15 protein-coding genes are annotated in these 15,485 nt (G+C 65.7%); 6 read left to right on the top strand and 9 right to left on the bottom strand.

Going from position 1 to position 15,485, the window contains the following annotated elements:
• The 6 genes from J2X67_RS23470 to flgL form a co-directional block, all read left to right on the top strand.
• A partial coding sequence (locus J2X67_RS23470) for a methyl-accepting chemotaxis protein (RefSeq protein ID WP_309956996.1) occupies positions 1-438 on the top strand: 438 nt, incomplete at its 5' end.
• A 58-nt stretch (positions 439-496) separates the two neighbouring features.
• Positions 497-2,230, top strand: coding sequence for a methyl-accepting chemotaxis protein (locus tag J2X67_RS23465; protein ID WP_309956994.1), 1,734 nt, complete (start codon positions 497-499; stop codon positions 2,228-2,230).
• A 27-nt stretch (positions 2,231-2,257) separates the two neighbouring features.
• Entirely contained in the window at positions 2,258-4,231 is a 1,974-nt protein-coding gene (locus J2X67_RS23460; RefSeq protein WP_309956992.1) for a methyl-accepting chemotaxis protein, read from the top strand.
• Between the two features lie 32 nt (positions 4,232-4,263).
• On the top strand, positions 4,264-5,823 hold the full coding sequence (locus tag J2X67_RS23455) for a methyl-accepting chemotaxis protein (RefSeq protein ID WP_309956990.1): 1,560 nt from the start codon (positions 4,264-4,266) through the stop codon (positions 5,821-5,823).
• Positions 5,824-5,937: 114 nt separating this feature from the next.
• Positions 5,938-7,896 carry a flagellar hook-associated protein FlgK gene (flgK, locus tag J2X67_RS23450; RefSeq protein WP_309956988.1) on the top strand — a complete coding sequence of 653 codons (1,959 nt, stop codon included), beginning with the start codon at positions 5,938-5,940 and terminating at the stop codon, positions 7,894-7,896.
• Between the two features lie 40 nt (positions 7,897-7,936).
• Positions 7,937-9,148, top strand: a complete 1,212-nt coding sequence (gene flgL, locus J2X67_RS23445) for a flagellar hook-associated protein FlgL (RefSeq protein ID WP_309956986.1) — start codon at positions 7,937-7,939, stop codon at positions 9,146-9,148.
• Between the two features lie 28 nt (positions 9,149-9,176).
• On the opposite strand, the gene fliR is transcribed toward flgL, so the two are convergent.
• The 9 genes from fliR to fliJ all read right to left on the bottom strand — a co-directional run bounded on the left by fliR (position 9,177) and on the right by fliJ (position 15,473).
• Positions 9,177-9,971 (bottom strand): flagellar biosynthetic protein FliR, encoded by a 795-nt coding sequence (fliR, locus tag J2X67_RS23440; protein ID WP_309956984.1) that lies wholly within the window; start codon positions 9,969-9,971, stop codon positions 9,177-9,179.
• A 13-nt stretch (positions 9,972-9,984) separates the two neighbouring features.
• The gene (gene fliQ / locus J2X67_RS23435) at positions 9,985-10,254 is read right to left on the bottom strand and encodes a flagellar biosynthesis protein FliQ (protein ID WP_157615484.1); all 270 of its coding nucleotides are present in this window, start codon (positions 10,252-10,254) and stop codon (positions 9,985-9,987) included.
• Positions 10,255-10,263: 9 nt separating this feature from the next.
• On the bottom strand, positions 10,264-11,025 hold the full coding sequence (gene fliP / locus J2X67_RS23430) for a flagellar type III secretion system pore protein FliP (protein WP_409050541.1): 762 nt from the start codon (positions 11,023-11,025) through the stop codon (positions 10,264-10,266).
• Positions 11,022-11,528, bottom strand: a complete 507-nt coding sequence (gene fliO, locus J2X67_RS23425; RefSeq protein ID WP_309956981.1) for a flagellar biosynthetic protein FliO — start codon at positions 11,526-11,528, stop codon at positions 11,022-11,024. Before fliO ends, fliP begins: the two co-directional genes overlap by 4 nt.
• A complete protein-coding gene (gene fliN / locus J2X67_RS23420) occupies positions 11,525-11,986 on the bottom strand; it encodes a flagellar motor switch protein FliN (RefSeq protein WP_309956979.1) in 462 nt (153 codons plus the stop codon). Before fliN ends, fliO begins: the two co-directional genes overlap by 4 nt.
• Positions 11,979-12,980, bottom strand: a complete 1,002-nt coding sequence (gene fliM, locus J2X67_RS23415; protein ID WP_281151323.1) for a flagellar motor switch protein FliM — start codon at positions 12,978-12,980, stop codon at positions 11,979-11,981. Before fliM ends, fliN begins: the two co-directional genes overlap by 8 nt.
• A gap of 21 nt (positions 12,981-13,001) precedes the next feature.
• Positions 13,002-13,502, bottom strand: coding sequence for a flagellar basal body-associated protein FliL (gene fliL, locus J2X67_RS23410; protein ID WP_309956977.1), 501 nt, complete (start codon positions 13,500-13,502; stop codon positions 13,002-13,004).
• Between the two features lie 109 nt (positions 13,503-13,611).
• Positions 13,612-14,997: a flagellar hook-length control protein FliK gene (locus J2X67_RS23405; protein WP_309956975.1), complete on the bottom strand. Its 1,386-nt coding sequence runs from the start codon at positions 14,995-14,997 to the stop codon at positions 13,612-13,614.
• A 20-nt stretch (positions 14,998-15,017) separates the two neighbouring features.
• A complete protein-coding gene (gene fliJ / locus J2X67_RS23400) occupies positions 15,018-15,473 on the bottom strand; it encodes a flagellar export protein FliJ (RefSeq protein WP_309956972.1) in 456 nt (151 codons plus the stop codon).
• Positions 15,474-15,485: the final 12 nt, after the last annotated feature.

Here is a 15,485-nt window from a genome sequence, read left to right as displayed (position 1 = left end):
GGCAGCCGCCAGGTGGCCGAAGCGGGCCGCACGATGGACGAGATCGTGGACAGCGTCAAGCGCGTGACCGACATCATGGGCGAGATCACGGCTGCGAGCCAGGAACAGAGCACCGGCATCGAGCAGGTGAACCAGGCCATTGCGCAGATGGACCAGGTGACGCAGCAGAACGCGGCCCTGGTGGAAGAAGCCGCCGCCGCAGCGCAGTCGATGCAGGAGCAGGCCGCCAGCCTGGTGGAAGCAGTGAGCGTGTTCAAGCTGGACAGCCACGCCGCCTTGCGCCCGCTTGCGCAAGTGCACGCCAAGCTGCAACCGGCGCTGCCATCGCGCAAGGCCATGCCTGCGCTGAAGGCGCCGGCGCGGGCCGGGGCAGAAGCCAAGTCTCCTCCGAGGCTTGCCGCAGCCCATGCCGGTTCCGGCGATTGGACCGAGTTCTGAACCGCGTTCCAAGGCACAAGAGTTCTAGCGACTTTCAACGTCTCTCAGGAGGAAAAACATGAAATGGTTCCAAGGGCTTCCCGTCGCCGTGAAGCTGGTGCTCAGCTTTCTCGTCGTCGCGGCGGTGGGCGCGGGTGTCAGCGGCCTCGGTATTTTTCACATGGGTCGTATCAACGCGTCGACCGAGAGCCTCTACAACAACGATCTGCGTGCCATCAAGTCGGTGCAGGCGGCAAACATCCATCTGCTGGATGCCAGCCGCGCCCAGATGGGCCTGCTGTCGGCCGGCACCAAGGGCGAGCGCAACCTTGGCTTCAAGGAACTGAAGGAGGCCGTGGCCGCACTCGAATCGAACGTGGCCGACGCGAAGCCGCTGCTCGAGGAGACCACCGAGGGGCGCGAGCTGCATGAGCAGTACCAGAAGCTGATGCCGCCGCTCAAGAAGCACCTGGCCGACTTTGCGGATCTCATCGCGAGGCAGACGCTGGACAGTTCGCAGTTCGAAGGCAACGTGCCCGAAGAAAGCGCGTTGCTGCTGAAGGAATCCCGCGCGCTTGAAAAGGTGCTGCAGAGCATGGTGGCCTACAACGACCAGCAGGCTCGCAGCAGCATGGAAGACGCCGCCGGCACTTTCAAGCAGTCGCGCCTCCTGATGCTGCTGCTGGCACTGGCCGGCGTGGTCATCAGCCTTGGGCTCGGCGTGGCAGTGGCGCGGCTCCTGGCCGGCCAGTTGGGCGGCGAGCCGGCCTATGCAGCCGATGTGGTCGGCCGCATTGCAAGCGGCGACCTGACGGAACGCGTGCAGGCGCGCACGGCCCGCAGTGGCAGCCTGCTGTTCTCCATCAAGCGCATGCAAGACCAGTTGACCGACGTCGTCGTTCGCATCAAGACATCGAGCGACGCCATCGCTACGGCCTCGGGCCAGATTGCCGCGGGCAACCAGGACTTGTCTTCGCGCACCGAAGAGCAAGCCAGTTCGCTCGAAGAAACGGCTGCTTCGATGGAAGAGCTCACCTCTACCGTCAAGCAGAACGCTGACAACGCGCGGCAAGCCAACCAACTGGCGCTTTCGGCCTCTGAAGTGGCGGTGAAGGGCGGCAACGTGGTGGGCCAGGTCGTCGACACCATGGCGTCTATCAATGCCTCGTCGAAAAAGATCGTCGACATCATCGGCGTGATCGACGGCATTGCGTTCCAGACCAACATCCTGGCGCTGAATGCTGCGGTGGAAGCCGCACGCGCTGGCGAGCAGGGCCGCGGCTTCGCGGTCGTCGCCGCGGAAGTGCGCAGCCTCGCACAGCGCTCTGGCGCAGCCGCCAAGGAAATCAAGGGCCTGATCGACGACTCCGTCGGCAAGGTCGACGTGGGTAGTGCGTTGGTCGGTGAAGCCGGCAAGACCATGGCCGAGATCGTGGGCAGCGTGAAGCGCGTGACCGACATCATTGGCGAAATCACGGCCGCGAGCCAGGAGCAGAGCACCGGCATCGAGCAGGTGAACCAGGCCATCGCGCAGATGGATCAGGTCACGCAGCAGAACGCGGCCCTGGTCGAAGAAGCAGCCGCGGCCGCGCAATCGATGCAGGAGCAGGCCGCCAGCCTCGTCGACGCAGTGAGCGTTTTCAGGCTCGAGGCCGGGGCGCACGCAGGCCATGCCACGCGCGTCGAACCCATGCATGCGGCCGAGCCGACCGAGCGGCCGCTCGCAAACCTGCGCAAGAAGAAGGAGGCGATTGCCTCTACCCCTCCCTTGGCCCTCGCCCGCGGCACCGCAGGCGACTGGACCGAGTTTTAAAAAATCGACCGCAGCAAGAACACCCTGATGAACGCCGCAGCCACGGATTCGTCCCAGCCACAGCACCCCTTCGTTTCGTTGGCGCGTACGCTGACCATCAGGGCCACGCTGGCCATTCTTGTGGTCACCGTGCTTCTTCTCGGCGTGTTCTATGCCATCGGCTCGGCGCAGCAGCAGCACAGTGCCTCGCAGTACGCGAACGCCAAGGCGGAGGCCATTGCACGGTCGCTGGACATCTTCGACCGCACCATGCAGGTGACCGCCGAAAACGCCTATGGGGTTTTCCGGCGCCAGTTTGCGGGCACCTTCGTGCTCGAAGATGCGGCGCAGGGTGTCGTCAGCAGCTTCGGCGTGGCCATCAACGGAGGCAGCACGGCCGAGGTGGACGCGTTTGCGCGCGACTTCCCCGGCGCCAACGCCACGGTTTTCGTGGCCCAGGGCGAAGACTTCCGCCGCATCACCACGTCGGTCAAGAAGGAAAACGGCGAGCGTGCAATCGGCACGCTGCTCGACCGCAAGAGCGCCGCATATCCGGTGCTGCGCTCGGGCAAGAGGTTCGTCGGCCGCGTGATGCTGTTCGGACGGCCCTACATCACCGTTTACGACCCCGTGCGCGATGCCGCCGGCAACGTGGTCGCGGTGCTCTACATCGGCCTGGACATCTCGCAGCAGCAGGCCTCGTTGGGCGAAGCGGTGGGCAAGACGCGCATCTTCGACACCGGCGGGCTCTACATCGTCGACCCGGGCGCCGTGCCTGAGGCGGCAACCATCGTCTTTCATCCGACCGCGGCCGGCAAGAAGCTCTCCGAGGTGCTCAAGGATGCGGAGTCCACCGATTGGCTCGGCCGCCTGAAGAGCGAAGACGCCGCGTGGCTCGACAACGCGCCCGCGGTGCTCCTGCCTGCGAAGAACGAGCAGCGCTACGCGTCGGTGAGCAAGAGCGAAGCAACCGGCTGGCTCGTGGTGGCAGAAATTCCTGCTGCCGAGGTCCTGGCCGATCTCTACCGCGAGATGACCGTGCTCGGCGGCATCATCGCAGTGGCCGCCCTGGTGCTGGGGGCAACGCTGATCGTCTTCATCCGCCGCATCGTGCGGCCCCTCAGCGTGCTGAGCGACCACGTGCAGACCATCGGCCAGGGCGATCTCTCGCGCCAGCTGACTTCGGACCGCCGCGACGAGATGGGCGTGATCACGCGCGCCGTCGAATCGATGCGGGCAGGGCTGGCCACGGTGGTCGGCGGCGTGCGCACCGGCACCGATGCCATTGCCACCGCCTCGGGCCAGATTGCCGCAGGCAACCAGGACCTGTCTTCGCGCACCGAAGAGCAGGCCAGCTCGCTCGAAGAAACCGCCGCTTCGATGGAAGAGCTCACCTCTACCGTCAAGCAGAACGCGGACAACGCCCGCCAGGCCAACCAGCTGGCCCTGTCCGCCTCCGAAGTCGCAATCAAGGGCGGCAACGTCGTCGGCCAGGTCGTCGACACCATGGCCTCGATCAATGCGTCGTCCAGGAAGATCGTCGACATCATCGGCGTGATCGACGGCATTGCGTTCCAGACCAACATCCTGGCGCTCAATGCCGCCGTCGAAGCCGCCCGGGCAGGCGAGCAGGGCAGGGGCTTTGCCGTTGTCGCCTCCGAAGTGCGCAGCCTTGCGCAGCGCTCGGCCGCGGCCGCCAAGGAAATCAAGGGCCTCATCGACGACTCCGTGGGCAAGGTCGATGTGGGCAGCGCCCTCGTGGGCGAAGCCGGCAAGACGATGGAAGAGATCGTGAGCGGCGTCAAGCGCGTCGCGGACATCATCGGCGAGATCACGGCTGCGAGCCAGGAGCAGAGCACCGGCATCGAGCAGGTGAACCAGGCCATCGCGCAGATGGACCAGGTGACGCAGCAGAACGCGGCGCTGGTCGAAGAAGCCGCTGCCGCGGCGCAATCGATGCAGGAGCAGGCCGCCAGCCTGGTGAGCGCTGTGAGCGTGTTCAGGCTGGAGCCTGCCGCCTGAGCCCCAAGACAAAACAGTATCCAGACAGCACCATGAGACTCAACCTACCCGTCACAAGCAACGAATATCTGCTCGACGACAACGCGGCACTGGTGTCGCGCACCGATCTCAAGGGGCGCATCACCTACGTCAACCCGGCCTTCGTAGCCGCCAGCGGCTACACGGTGCAGCAGCTCGTCGGCAAGGCGCACAACATGATCCGGCATCCGGACATGCCCCCCGAGGCCTTTGCCGACATGTGGGCGACGCTGAAGAGCGGCCTGCCCTGGACCGGCATGGTCAAGAACCGACGCGAGAACGGCGACTTCTATTGGGTGCTCGCGAATGTGACGCCGGTGCGCCGCAACGGCCAGATCGAAGGCTACATGTCGGTGCGCAGCAAGCCCGACCGTGCCGAGGTGGAGCAGGCCGAACAGATCTACCGCCGGTTCCGCGAAGGCCAGGCCAAGGGCCTCGCCATCGAGCAGGGCGAAGTGGTCAAGCGCGGTTGGACGAGCATCCTGGCACGCGTGCGCCGCTTTCCGGTGCGGATGCGGGTGTTTGGTTCCGCCGCCGCCGCCGCCGTCCTGATGCTCGGGCTTGGCGTGGCGGGCTGGCTGGGCCTTGTCGGTCCGCAGGCATGGGCCATCGGCGCTGCAATCTGCGCGCTTGCCTGGGCCGGCTTCGGCTACTTTCTCGACTGCACGGTGTTCCGGCCAATGGACCAGGCCGTGCGGGTGGCACAGGCCATTGCGTCGGGCGGCATTGCGAAGTTCCAGGTCCGCCCCGGGGACGAGATGCGCCACCTGCTGCGCGCGCTGAACCAGATGAGCGCAAACTTCTCGGCGATCGTGGTGGACGTGGACACCAACGTTTCGCACGTGATGACGGCCTCGACGCAAATCGCCGCAGGCAACCAGGACTTGTCTTCGCGCACCGAGCAACAGGCGAGTTCGCTTGAACAGACCGCCGCTTCCATCGAGCAGCTTACCTCCACCGTCAAGCAGAACGCCGACAACGCAAAGCAAGCCAACCAACTCGCGCTTTCGGCCTCCGAAGTTGCGGTGAAGGGCGGCAATGTCGTCGGCCAGGTCGTCGACACCATGGCCTCGATCAATGCCTCGTCCAAGAAGATCGTGGACATCATCGGCGTGATCGACGGCATTGCGTTCCAGACCAACATCCTCGCCCTCAATGCGGCCGTCGAAGCCGCACGCGCGGGCGAACAAGGCCGCGGGTTCGCGGTCGTCGCGTCCGAGGTGAGAGGCTTGGCACAGCGCTCCGGCGCGGCCGCCAAGGAAATCAAGGGCCTGATCGACGACTCGGTGGGCAAGGTCGACGAGGGCAGCGCCCTGGTGGGCGAGGCCGGCAAGACCATGGCCGAGATCGTAGGCAGCGTGAAGCGCGTGACCGACATCATCGGAGAGATCACCGCGGCCAGCCAGGAGCAGAGCACCGGCATCGAGCAGGTGAACCAGGCCATCGCGCAGATGGACCAGGTAACGCAACAGAACGCGGCCCTGGTTGAAGAAGCTGCCGCAGCCGCGCAATCGATGCAGGAGCAGGCCTCGAGCCTGGTCGAGTCGGTCAGCGTGTTCCGGCGCGTCGCCTGAACGCGGAGCGCGAAGGGCCTTCAACTTTTGCGCATCCTGCCGATAAACAAAGCAACAGGCGCTCCCACCGGCGCCTTCCGTCTGACAAAAGAAACGTTTTACAGGTAAAGCCTCATGTCCATGTTTTATACGGGCCTGTCCGGCCTGAGCGTGGCGCGAACCGCGCTCATGACCACGGCCCACAACACGGCCAACGTGTACACCACCGGCTACAGCCGCCAGACCGCGCTGGTCTCCACGCTCGGCGGCACCGTGAATGGCGCGGGCTTCATCGGCAACGGTGCGCGTGTAACCTCGGTGCAGCGCAGCTACGACCGCTACCTCACGGCCCAGCTCAATGGCGCCGAAGCCGCGGGCGCAGCGCTTGCGAGCTATGGTTCGCAGATCAACCGCATCGACTCCCTGCTGGCCGACAAGACCGCTGGCCTCACGCCGCTGATGCAGAGCTTCTTTGCCAGCGTGCAGGACGTGGCCAACACGCCGGCCGACCCGGCCGCACGCCAGCAGCTCATCAGCGCCGCGCAGTCGCTGGCCAACAAGTTCCGCTCCACCGACCAGTACCTCACCGACCTGAACAGCTCGGTCAACGAACAGATCGAAGGCAGCGCCGCAAAGATCAACACCTATGCCACGCAGATCGCAAGCCTGAACCAGCAGATCAGCCAGCTCAGCGCCATGGCCGGCGGCCAGCCGCCCAACGACCTCATGGACCAGCGCGACCAGCTGGTGAGCGACCTCGGCAAGATCGTCGATGTGAAGGTAATGGAACAGGACAGCGGCCAGTACAACGTCTTCATCGGCAACGGCCAGACGCTGGTGCTGGGCGACCGCGCTGCGAAGATGCAGTCGGTGCAGTCCGCTGCCGATCCCACGCGCCAGTCGATGGCGCTGGTCGGCCTGACGGGCACGGTTTCCGAGCTCAACGACAACGTGCTCACCGGCGGATCGCTGGGCGGGCTTCTGGCCTTCCGCGCCGAAACGCTCACCACTACGCAGAACGCCGTGGGCCGCCTTGCGATGGCACTTGCCAGCGAGTTCAACGACCAGCACAAGCTTGGCGTGGACCTGAACGGCGCGCTGGGCGGCAACTTCTTCTCGGAGGCCGTTCCCGGCGTGTTCTCGCATGCAAAGAATGCCGGCAACATGGTGCTCGGCGCCAGCGTGACCGACACCTCGCAGCTTTCGACCAGCGACTACTCGGTGCAGGTGAAAGACGTGGCCGGAACGCTGACCTACACAGTCACACGGTTGTCCGACAAGCAGGTGATGGGCGACTACACCTCGTTCCCGGCCAGCTTCGACGGCGTGAGCCTCTCGGTGGCCAGCGGCACTGCGCAAGCGGGCGACTCGTTCCTGGTGCAGCCCACGCGCACCGGTGCGCGCGACGTGGACGTGCTGGTGCGCGAAACGGCCAAGGTGGCCGCCGCATCGCCGCTGGTTACCGGCAAGACCGTCGGCAACAAGGGCACGGGCGCTCTGAGCCCAGCGGTGGTCGACCAGAGCTACCTGGCCTCGCCGCTTGCGGCCACGGTCACGCTCGCATACGACGCCGGCGGCAACACGCTGTCGGGTTTTCCGGCGGGCTCCCCGGTTACCGTGACCCTGGCCGACGGCACTGCCACCAACTACCCGGCCGGCACGCCCGTGCCGTACACCGCAGGTGCTGCCATCAGCTTCGGCGGCATCGAGGTCAAGCTCACAGGCGCCCCGGCGCAGGGCGACACCTTCACCATCGGCAAGAACGTGGCCGGCGTGTCGGACGGCAGCAACGCGCTGAAGCTGGGCGCGCTGCAGCGCAAGAACGCCATGGACGGCGGCACCTCCACCTTCAACGGCGCCTTTGCCAAGCTGGTGAGCGAGGTGGGCAACCGCGCCATGGAGATCCGCGTGGCGTCGCAGACGCAAGAGAGCGTCACGGGCCAGATTCGCGCCAGCCGCGATTCGATCTCGGGCGTGAACCAGGACGAGGAAACCGCCAACCTGCTGATGTACCAGCAGATGTACCAGGCCAATGCCAAGGTGATCCAGACCGCATCGAGCATGTTCGACGCGATTCTGGGCATCCGCAACTGATCCGGCCCTCGTTTTTACAGAACAGATTTCAGGAGTCGAGATGCGCATCAGCACCCAATCCTTCTACGCCCAGAGCATGAGCGCCCTGGGTTCGCAGCAGCAGCAGCTGTTTCGAATCCAGCAGCAGCTTGCCGCCGGCACCAAGTTCCTGACGCCGGCCGACGATCCGGTAGCGGCTGCGCGCGCGCTGGGCGTCAACCAGTCGATGGCGGAGTCGGCCCAGTACGCCAGCAGCCGCAGCCGCGCGATGCTCTCGCTGTCGCAAGAGGAAACCGCATTGAAGTCGGCCACCTCGATCATGCAGAACATGAAGACGCTGGCCGTGCAGGCCGGCAACGGCACCCTCTCGGACGCCGACCGCGCCTCGCTCGCCACCACGCTGCAGAGCAACCTGGACCAGCTGGTGAACGTGGCCAACGCCGACGACGGCAACGGCCAGTTCCTGTTTGCCGGCTTCAAGAGCGCCAGCCCGCCTTTCGTGGCCGACGCCGCAGGCGGCATCCAGTACATGGGCGACCAGGGCCAGCGGCTCATGCAGATCGACGTGTCGCGCCAGATGTCGACCACCGACGATGGCCGCAGCGTGTTCCAGTCGGTGCAGGGCGGGGCGGGCTACGTGAGCTCGGCCGGCGCGGCCAACACCGGCTCGGGCGTGTTCGGCCCCGTCGGCCTGACCGACGCAACCGCCGCCAACTACGGCAAGGACTTCGTCATCAGCTTTGCGGGTGGCAACTACACCGTGACCACGCAGGACACGCCTCCCGTGGTGGCCGCATCGGGCCCCTACGTGGCCGACACACCCATTTCGTTCGGTGGCCTGCAGATCAAGATGAGCGGCACCCCCGCCGATGGCGATACCTTCCAGGTGGCCACGGCCCGCAACGCCGGTACCGACGTGTTCGCCGCCATTGGAGACATGATCTCCGCGCTGAAGAAGCCGCTGGCCGGCGGCGGCGACGCGGCGCAGGCCGAGCTGCTCAACGCGCTCAGCACCTTCAATGTGAAGATCACCAATGCGCACGACAACGTGCTCACGGTCACGTCGTCGATCGGTGCGCGCATGAACGAGCTCGACGCGCTCAACACCGGCGGCGCCTCGCGCTTCCTGATCGACAAGAGCTATCTTTCGGAACTGGTGGACCTGGACCCCGCCAGCGCCATTTCGGAATACTTGCAGCGCGAAACCTCGCTCAAGGCAACGCAGCAGACCTTTGCACGGTTGCACAGCATTGCGCTGTTCAACTACCTGTAATGAAAGGCGGGGCGGCCCGGGCCGCCCCTCAGGGCCGCAAGGTTTGCGTGAGCTGCAGCACCGAAGAAAGCGCCGCTGCAAAGCGCGGCTCCAGAAAGGCGCCGAACTGCGGCAAGAGCAGCTGCATCATGCCGATGCCCGCCAGGAGCGTGAGCGGAAAGCCGATTGCAAAAATGCTGAACTGCGGCGAAGCCCGGTTAAGAATGCCCATGGCCAGGTTGAGCGTGAGCAGCGCGGTAACCAGCGGCAGCGCAAGCATGAAGCCATTGATGAAGATCTGCCCGCCGCCCAGCACCAAAAACATCCAGCCTTGCGCGGCCAGCGGCGCATCGGCAATCGGCAGCGTGCTGAAGCTCTCGGCCAGCCCGGCCACCATCAGCAAGTGGCCGTCCACCGCCAGAAAAAGCAGTATGGCCAGCATGTGCATCAGCCGTGCAATCACCATCGTGGCACCGCCGGCCATCGGGTCGAAAAACGATGCGAACGAAAGGCCCATCTGCAGGCCGATGTATTCGCCCGCGGCCAGCACGGCGGCAAACACCATGCGCATCGTGAAGCCGATGGCCCCGCCGATGAGCACCTGCTGCACGATGATCCAGATACCGCCGGCCGAAACCACCGGCACCGGCGGCATCGGCCCGAGCGTCGGTGCAATGGCAATGGTCAGCAGGGCCGCAATGGCCACCTTGATCTGCCGCGAAACGCCGGGCTCGCCGAACACCGGCGCGGTGCTTACCAGCGCCAGCATGCGGATGAACGGCCAGAGAAAAGCCGTCAGCCAGGCGGTCAGCTCCGCCGAGGTGACGGAGAAAATGGCGGGCATCGCGCGCGTGCCCTCAGGCCACGAGTTGCGGAATGCTCGAGAACAGTGTGCGGATGTAGTCGAGCATCTGCGCCAGCATCCACGGGCCGGCAATTACCAGCACCGCGCACACGGCCAGCAGCTTGGGAATGAACGACAGCGTGGCCTCGTTGATTTGCGTGGCCGCCTGGAAGATGCTGATGATCAGGCCAACCACCAGGGCCACCAGCAGCATCGGCGCGCCAAGCAGCAGCGAGACGTGAATCGCCTGGCTGCCCAGGGACATGACGGATTCGGGGGTCATTCCGGTCCTCTAAAGATAAAAGCTCTGGGCCAATGCGCCGATCAGCAATTGCCAGCCATCGGCCATGACGAACAGCATCAGCTTGAAGGGCAATGCAATGGAAGCGGGCGGCACCATCATCATGCCCATCGACATCAGCACGCTGGCGACCACCAGGTCGATGATGAGAAACGGTATGAAGATGGTGAAGCCGATCTGGAACGCCGTTTTCAGTTCGCTGATCACGAAGGAGGGCAGCAGAATGCGCAGCGGCACTTCTTCGGGCCCCTGCATGTCCGGAACCTTCGCGAGACGGGCGAACAGGGCCAGGTCGTTTTCGCGGGTCTGCTTGAGCATGAAAGACTTGAAGGGCGCAATGCCTTTTTCAAGCGCCTTCTCTGCCGTGATCTTGTTTTCGGAGAACGGCTTGTAGGCTTCGTCGTAGACCTTGTCGAACACGGGCGACATCACGAAGAAGGTGAGAAACAGCGAGAGGCCCACAAGAATCTGGTTGGGCGGCGAAGACTGCGTGCCGATGGCCGTGCGCAGCAGGCCCAGCACAATGAGAATGCGCGTGAAGCTCGTCATGCTCAGCAACAGTGCCGGCAAGAACGTGATCGAGGTAAGCAGCACCAGCGTCTGCACGCTGAGCGACCAGGTCTGGCTGCCGGCGGGGCCGGGCGAGCTGGTGAGCCCGGGCAGGCCCTGCGTCCATGCCGTCATCGGCAGAACCAGGGCGAGCAGGGTCAGCACGACGCTGCGAAAGCGCCGATGGGAAGCAAGACGAATCATGGGTTGGGCCGCTGCCTGAGTCCGAGGGAGTCGCGCAGTTTTTGAGCGAAGAGTCCGGCCGCGCCAGCAAAGCGCGGGTCTGGCGTGGCGGTGGCTTCGCCCGGAGCCGGGTTTGCGGACACCGCCTGTGCGGGCATCGAGTGCAGCGTGTTCACCTGGCTCGATGTAACGCCCAGCACCAGCCAGGTGGCGCCAACCTCGACCACCACCACGCGTTCGCGCTGGCCGACCATGGCACTCGAAACCACTTTCACAAACTGGCCGCCCCCCAGGCGCTGCAGTCCGAAACGGCGCGCCGCCCAGGCGCACAGGAAGATGAGGCCCAGCACCACGAACATGCCGAAGCCCGCCTGCAGAAGGCCCGATGCGCCCACTGCCGGGGCCGCTTCCACGGGCGAGGGCACCGTGGGCAGTGCCGCGTGGGCAACGTGCGCGCCCAGGCTGCTTGCCACAGCCGCAATCGACACGGCAACACGCCGCAACCGGCTGGCAAGCAAGCTCATGACCGGCCGAGCTTCTGCATGCGCTCGGAGGGCGTCACGATGTCGGTCAGGCGAATGCCGTACTTCTCGTTCACGACGACCACTTCGCCTTGCGCAATCAGGTAGCCGTTGATCAGCACGTCCAGCGGCTGGCCGGCCAGGCCGTCCAGCTCCACCACCGAACCTTGCGACAGTTGCAGCAGGCTCTTGATGGTGATGCGGGTGCGGCCGAGTTCGGCCGTGAGTTGCACCGGCACGTCGAGGATGCGCTCCACGTCCACCGGCGAACCGGAAGCGGACGGCGCCGGTTGCAGCGGCTGGAAGACGCGGCTGCCTGCCGGGGCGGCGGCAGGTGCGGGTGCAAAGGCAGGGGCCGGGGCAGGCGCAGGGGCGGGTGCGGGAGCGGAAGCAGCGGTCTGCTCGGCCAGCGCGCTGGCCCAGTCGTCCGCATCGCTGTTGGATGGGGTGTTGTCAGTCATGTTCGTTCTTCAGATCGCTGTCTTGGTGGGAGATCATCTGCAGCACGCGCAGGGCATAGCGTTCGTTCGAGACCCCGTAGCCGCACTCCATTACCGGAATGCCGTCGACGCGTGCGGTGATCGACTCGGGAAGTTCAATGGGCAGCACGTCGCCGGCCTGCAGCTTGAGCACCTCGCCGATGGTCGAGGGCAAGGTAATGAATTCGGCGCTGAGCTCCACGTCGGCGCTCTGCATCTGCTGCGACATCTGACGCACCCAGCGCTTGTCGACCTCGATCTCGTCCTGCACCGGGTTGGAGAGCAGGTCGCGGATCGGCTCGATCATCGAATAGGGAATGCACACGTGCAAAAAGCCGCCCACGGGGCCGAACTCGATCTGCAGCGTGGTGTTGATCACCACCTCGTTGGGCGCGACGATGTTGGCCAGCTTGCCGTGCATTTCGGCGCGCACGTAGTCGAAGCTCAGCGGGAACACCGGCTGCCATGCATCCGCATAGCACTGCAGCGTGAGGTTCAGCAGCCGCTTGATGATGCGCTGCTCGGTGCGCGTGAAGTCGCGCCCCTCGACACGCACGTGATAGCGCCCGTCGCTGCCAAAGAGGTTGTCGACCACCAGGAACACCAGCTTCGGATCGAACACGAAGAGGGCCGTTCCGCGCAGCGGCTTCATGTGCAGCATGTTGATGTTGGCGGGCACCGGCAGGTGCCGCACAAACTCGCCGTACTGCTGGATGTGAACCGGCCCGACGGAAATGTCGGGGCTGCGGCGCATGAAGTTCAGGAGCGAACTGCGCAGGTGGCGGGCAAAGCGCTCGTTGATGACCTCCAGCGTGTGCATGCGGCTGCGCACGACCCGGTCGGGCGCGCCAAGGTCGTACACTGGAAGGCCGTCGGACCGGGGGGCAGCGCCCTCGGTCTGCTCGGGGCTGCCGCCGGTAACGCCCTGTAGAAGCGCGTCGACCTCGTCTTGGGAAAGCACCTGTTCATAGGCCATGAATCGCAGGTCCGGAAAAAATTACTGCACCACGAAGGTGTTGAAGGAAACGCTGCTGATCTCCTGCGCAGGCAGGCCCGCGCCCAGGGGACGGCTCAGCTCGAGGCGGATTTCTTCCGCCAGGCGCGCCTTGTCCTCGGTGGTTACCAGCGACTCGGGCGGGCGGTTCGACAGCAGCAGCAGGAGGCGGCTGCGCACCTCCGGCATGTATTCGACGACGTGCGCCTTGGCCTGCTCGTCGCGCACCTTCAGGGCCATGCCCACATGCAGGAAGCGCGAGCGGCCTTCGGATTGCACGTTCACGGTGAGGGCCTCGAGCGGCACGAAGATGGGCTTCTCGGGTGCGGGCGCCGGCGTGGCCGGTGCCGCAGATGCGGCGGACGAGCGATTGCTGATGAAGTAGTAGCCGCCGCCGCCAGCAATAGCGCAGGCCAGCACGGCGACCGGGATCACGATCTTCAGCTTCGAGGAGCGAGGCTCGGCTGCAGGAGGAGCGAGTGCGACAGAAGGACTGGTAGCCATATTTGGAACTGCGAAAACGATGTCTGGTTGGGACTATTCTTTGCCAGGTGCCCGGCAAACGAAGGGCTGATCAAGCGCGGAAAAAGGCCTCAGATCCCGCGTTCATCTCTTATGCGAAGGTGTCCACGCCAGCGCTGGACGTGCGCGGCGTGGCGCGCGGCAGGCCGCCGTGCAGCGGTTCGGCAAGGGCGGCAGTCTCGGCGCGGCCGGGGGCCGGGTACTCCGGCTGGCGGGCCGATCCCTGCTGCTGCGGCTGCTGGCCGAAGGCGCCGCCCTGGCCGGCAAAACGATGTGCTTCCGCACCCACCGAAGCCTGGCCCAGGCTGATGCCTTGTTCGGCAAGGCTTGCGCGCAATTGCGGCAGCGCGGCCTCCACGGCCTTGCGCACGCTCTCGTGGGCCGATACGAACATCGCCTGTGCCTGGTTGTCGCCCATGGAGAGCGTGACCTTCAGCGGGCCGAGGCCGGCGGGGTTCAGGTTGAGTTCGGCAACCTGCGCGCCCGCCGCGTTCATGCGCAGCATCTGGTGGCCCACCGCCGGGGCCCACTCTTCGGAGCCGACGGGTGGCGCCACGTTAAGGACGGGCACCTGGCTGGGAGTGGCAGGCTGGTTCGCGCGGTCTGTCGCGGCCATTGCAAAAGTCGCTGCCTGCGGCACCAGGGACGGTTCTGCCGCATCCGATGCAGCCGCAGCAAAGTCGAGCTTGTCGCCTGCGGCCGCGGCCGTGGAGGCCGCCGGTGCAGATTGGGCTTGGCCAACCATTACGGAAGCGCCCGCGCCCTTTGCCTGTCCGCCGGCAACAGATGCCACGGTAGCGGCGGCCGCATCGCTGGCCGAAACCGCACCGGCAACCGGCGCGCCGGCAGGGCCTGCAGCCACGCCTGCCGTGGCCGGTTGTGCCGAAGGGGCTGCCGGGAGTGCAATGGCGGTTTCTGCGCCGCCCTTGTTCTTTGGTTGTGCGGTCTCCGACGCCAGGGCCTGCACGTCGCGCGACAGCGCCGCGGGTGCCGGGCCTTCGCCTTCAACATCCTTGGCCTCGGCCGTTTCGACGGGTGCTGCATCCGTGGCAACGTCGGCAGGCAGGGCCGCCGAGGCCGCATCGTTCACCAACAGGCCCTGGCCGCTTTCGGGCATGGCGGCCGCGGCGGTCGTGCCGGCCGCAAGCGCCGATGCCGCCGCAGGCGTTGAGGCCAACGCAGGCATGGTCGGCGTAAAAAATGCGAGAGGCAGCAGTTCCGCGGGCAGTTCGTCCTTGCGGTCGCCGGCGCGTGAGGATCTGTGCCGTCCCTTGGCTTCAAGCGCGGTAGAGGCACCTTCTTCCTGCGCCTGCTGAGACTGCTGCGACTGGCCGGCGCCGCGCGAGCGGGTCAGCACCGCATTGAAGCTGCGGCCGTCGGCTTCGTCCGCGTTGCGGCCGCGGGGGCCGGAAGCCGTCGAAGAGGCCGAAGAGGCGGCTGCGTTCGGCGCGAAGGAAGGAGCGATGAAGGTGGGCATGGCGGTTCTTCAGAAAGACGTCAGGGTGTCGGTTGGGAAGCGCGGTCGAAGAACTTGCGCGCTGCGCGTTCGTCGCTGTCGCGTTGCTCGCGTCGGGCGCCGACCACGAGCTCTTGCCGCCGCATCCGTTCAGCCAGTGCGTCGAAGGAGTTGAGGCGGCGCTTGTGGTGCTGCCATTCGTTGCGGCCAATGTCCAGCCGCGTGGCGGCCTGCGCCACGATGGCCTGCTGCTGCCGGATGGCGCCGTCGAGCGTGCCTAGAAAGTTGCGGTAGTTGTGCCACTGCGCCGAGGGCAGCCCGTTCTGCATCAGCACGTGCAGCTGGTCGCTGTAATCCTGGCGGTATTGCAGCAGCAGCTCCAGCTTTTGCGCGGCGCTGACCTGCGCGTTCTGCAGCAGGCCGAGCTGCCGCGCGGCATCGTCGGTCTTGTTGCGGGCGAGGTCGGTGAGCGTGTCGAGCGGAAGTTTGTGCGGCATGGCGGCTCCAAT

The organism is Variovorax sp. 3319 (assembly GCF_031456585.1).
GTDB classification, from domain to species: domain Bacteria; phylum Pseudomonadota; class Gammaproteobacteria; order Burkholderiales; family Burkholderiaceae_C; genus Variovorax; species Variovorax paradoxus_P.
The sequence above is the reverse complement of the archived record's forward strand: the minus strand, read 5'-3'. Positions and strand labels throughout refer to the sequence as shown.

Excerpts from the sequence above, each read along its gene's own strand:
- J2X67_RS23465 (WP_309956994.1), top strand. The coding sequence starts at position 497 with ATGAAATGGTTCCAAGGGCTTCCCGTCGCCGTGAAGCTGGTGCTCAGC.
- J2X67_RS23460 (WP_309956992.1), top strand. The coding sequence starts at position 2,258 with ATGAACGCCGCAGCCACGGATTCGTCCCAGCCACAGCACCCCTTCGTT.
- J2X67_RS23455 (WP_309956990.1), top strand. The coding sequence starts at position 4,264 with ATGAGACTCAACCTACCCGTCACAAGCAACGAATATCTGCTCGACGAC.
- flgK (WP_309956988.1), top strand. The coding sequence starts at position 5,938 with ATGTCCATGTTTTATACGGGCCTGTCCGGCCTGAGCGTGGCGCGAACC.
- flgL (WP_309956986.1), top strand. The coding sequence starts at position 7,937 with ATGCGCATCAGCACCCAATCCTTCTACGCCCAGAGCATGAGCGCCCTG.
- fliR (WP_309956984.1), bottom strand. The coding sequence starts at position 9,971 with ATGCCCGCCATTTTCTCCGTCACCTCGGCGGAGCTGACCGCCTGGCTG.
- fliQ (WP_157615484.1), bottom strand. The coding sequence starts at position 10,254 with ATGACCCCCGAATCCGTCATGTCCCTGGGCAGCCAGGCGATTCACGTC.
- fliP (WP_409050541.1), bottom strand. The coding sequence starts at position 11,025 with ATGATTCGTCTTGCTTCCCATCGGCGCTTTCGCAGCGTCGTGCTGACC.
- fliO (WP_309956981.1), bottom strand. The coding sequence starts at position 11,528 with ATGAGCTTGCTTGCCAGCCGGTTGCGGCGTGTTGCCGTGTCGATTGCG.
- fliN (WP_309956979.1), bottom strand. The coding sequence starts at position 11,986 with ATGACTGACAACACCCCATCCAACAGCGATGCGGACGACTGGGCCAGC.
- fliM (WP_281151323.1), bottom strand. The coding sequence starts at position 12,980 with ATGGCCTATGAACAGGTGCTTTCCCAAGACGAGGTCGACGCGCTTCTA.
- fliL (WP_309956977.1), bottom strand. The coding sequence starts at position 13,502 with ATGGCTACCAGTCCTTCTGTCGCACTCGCTCCTCCTGCAGCCGAGCCT.
- J2X67_RS23405 (WP_309956975.1), bottom strand. The coding sequence starts at position 14,997 with ATGCCCACCTTCATCGCTCCTTCCTTCGCGCCGAACGCAGCCGCCTCT.
- fliJ (WP_309956972.1), bottom strand. The coding sequence starts at position 15,473 with ATGCCGCACAAACTTCCGCTCGACACGCTCACCGACCTCGCCCGCAAC.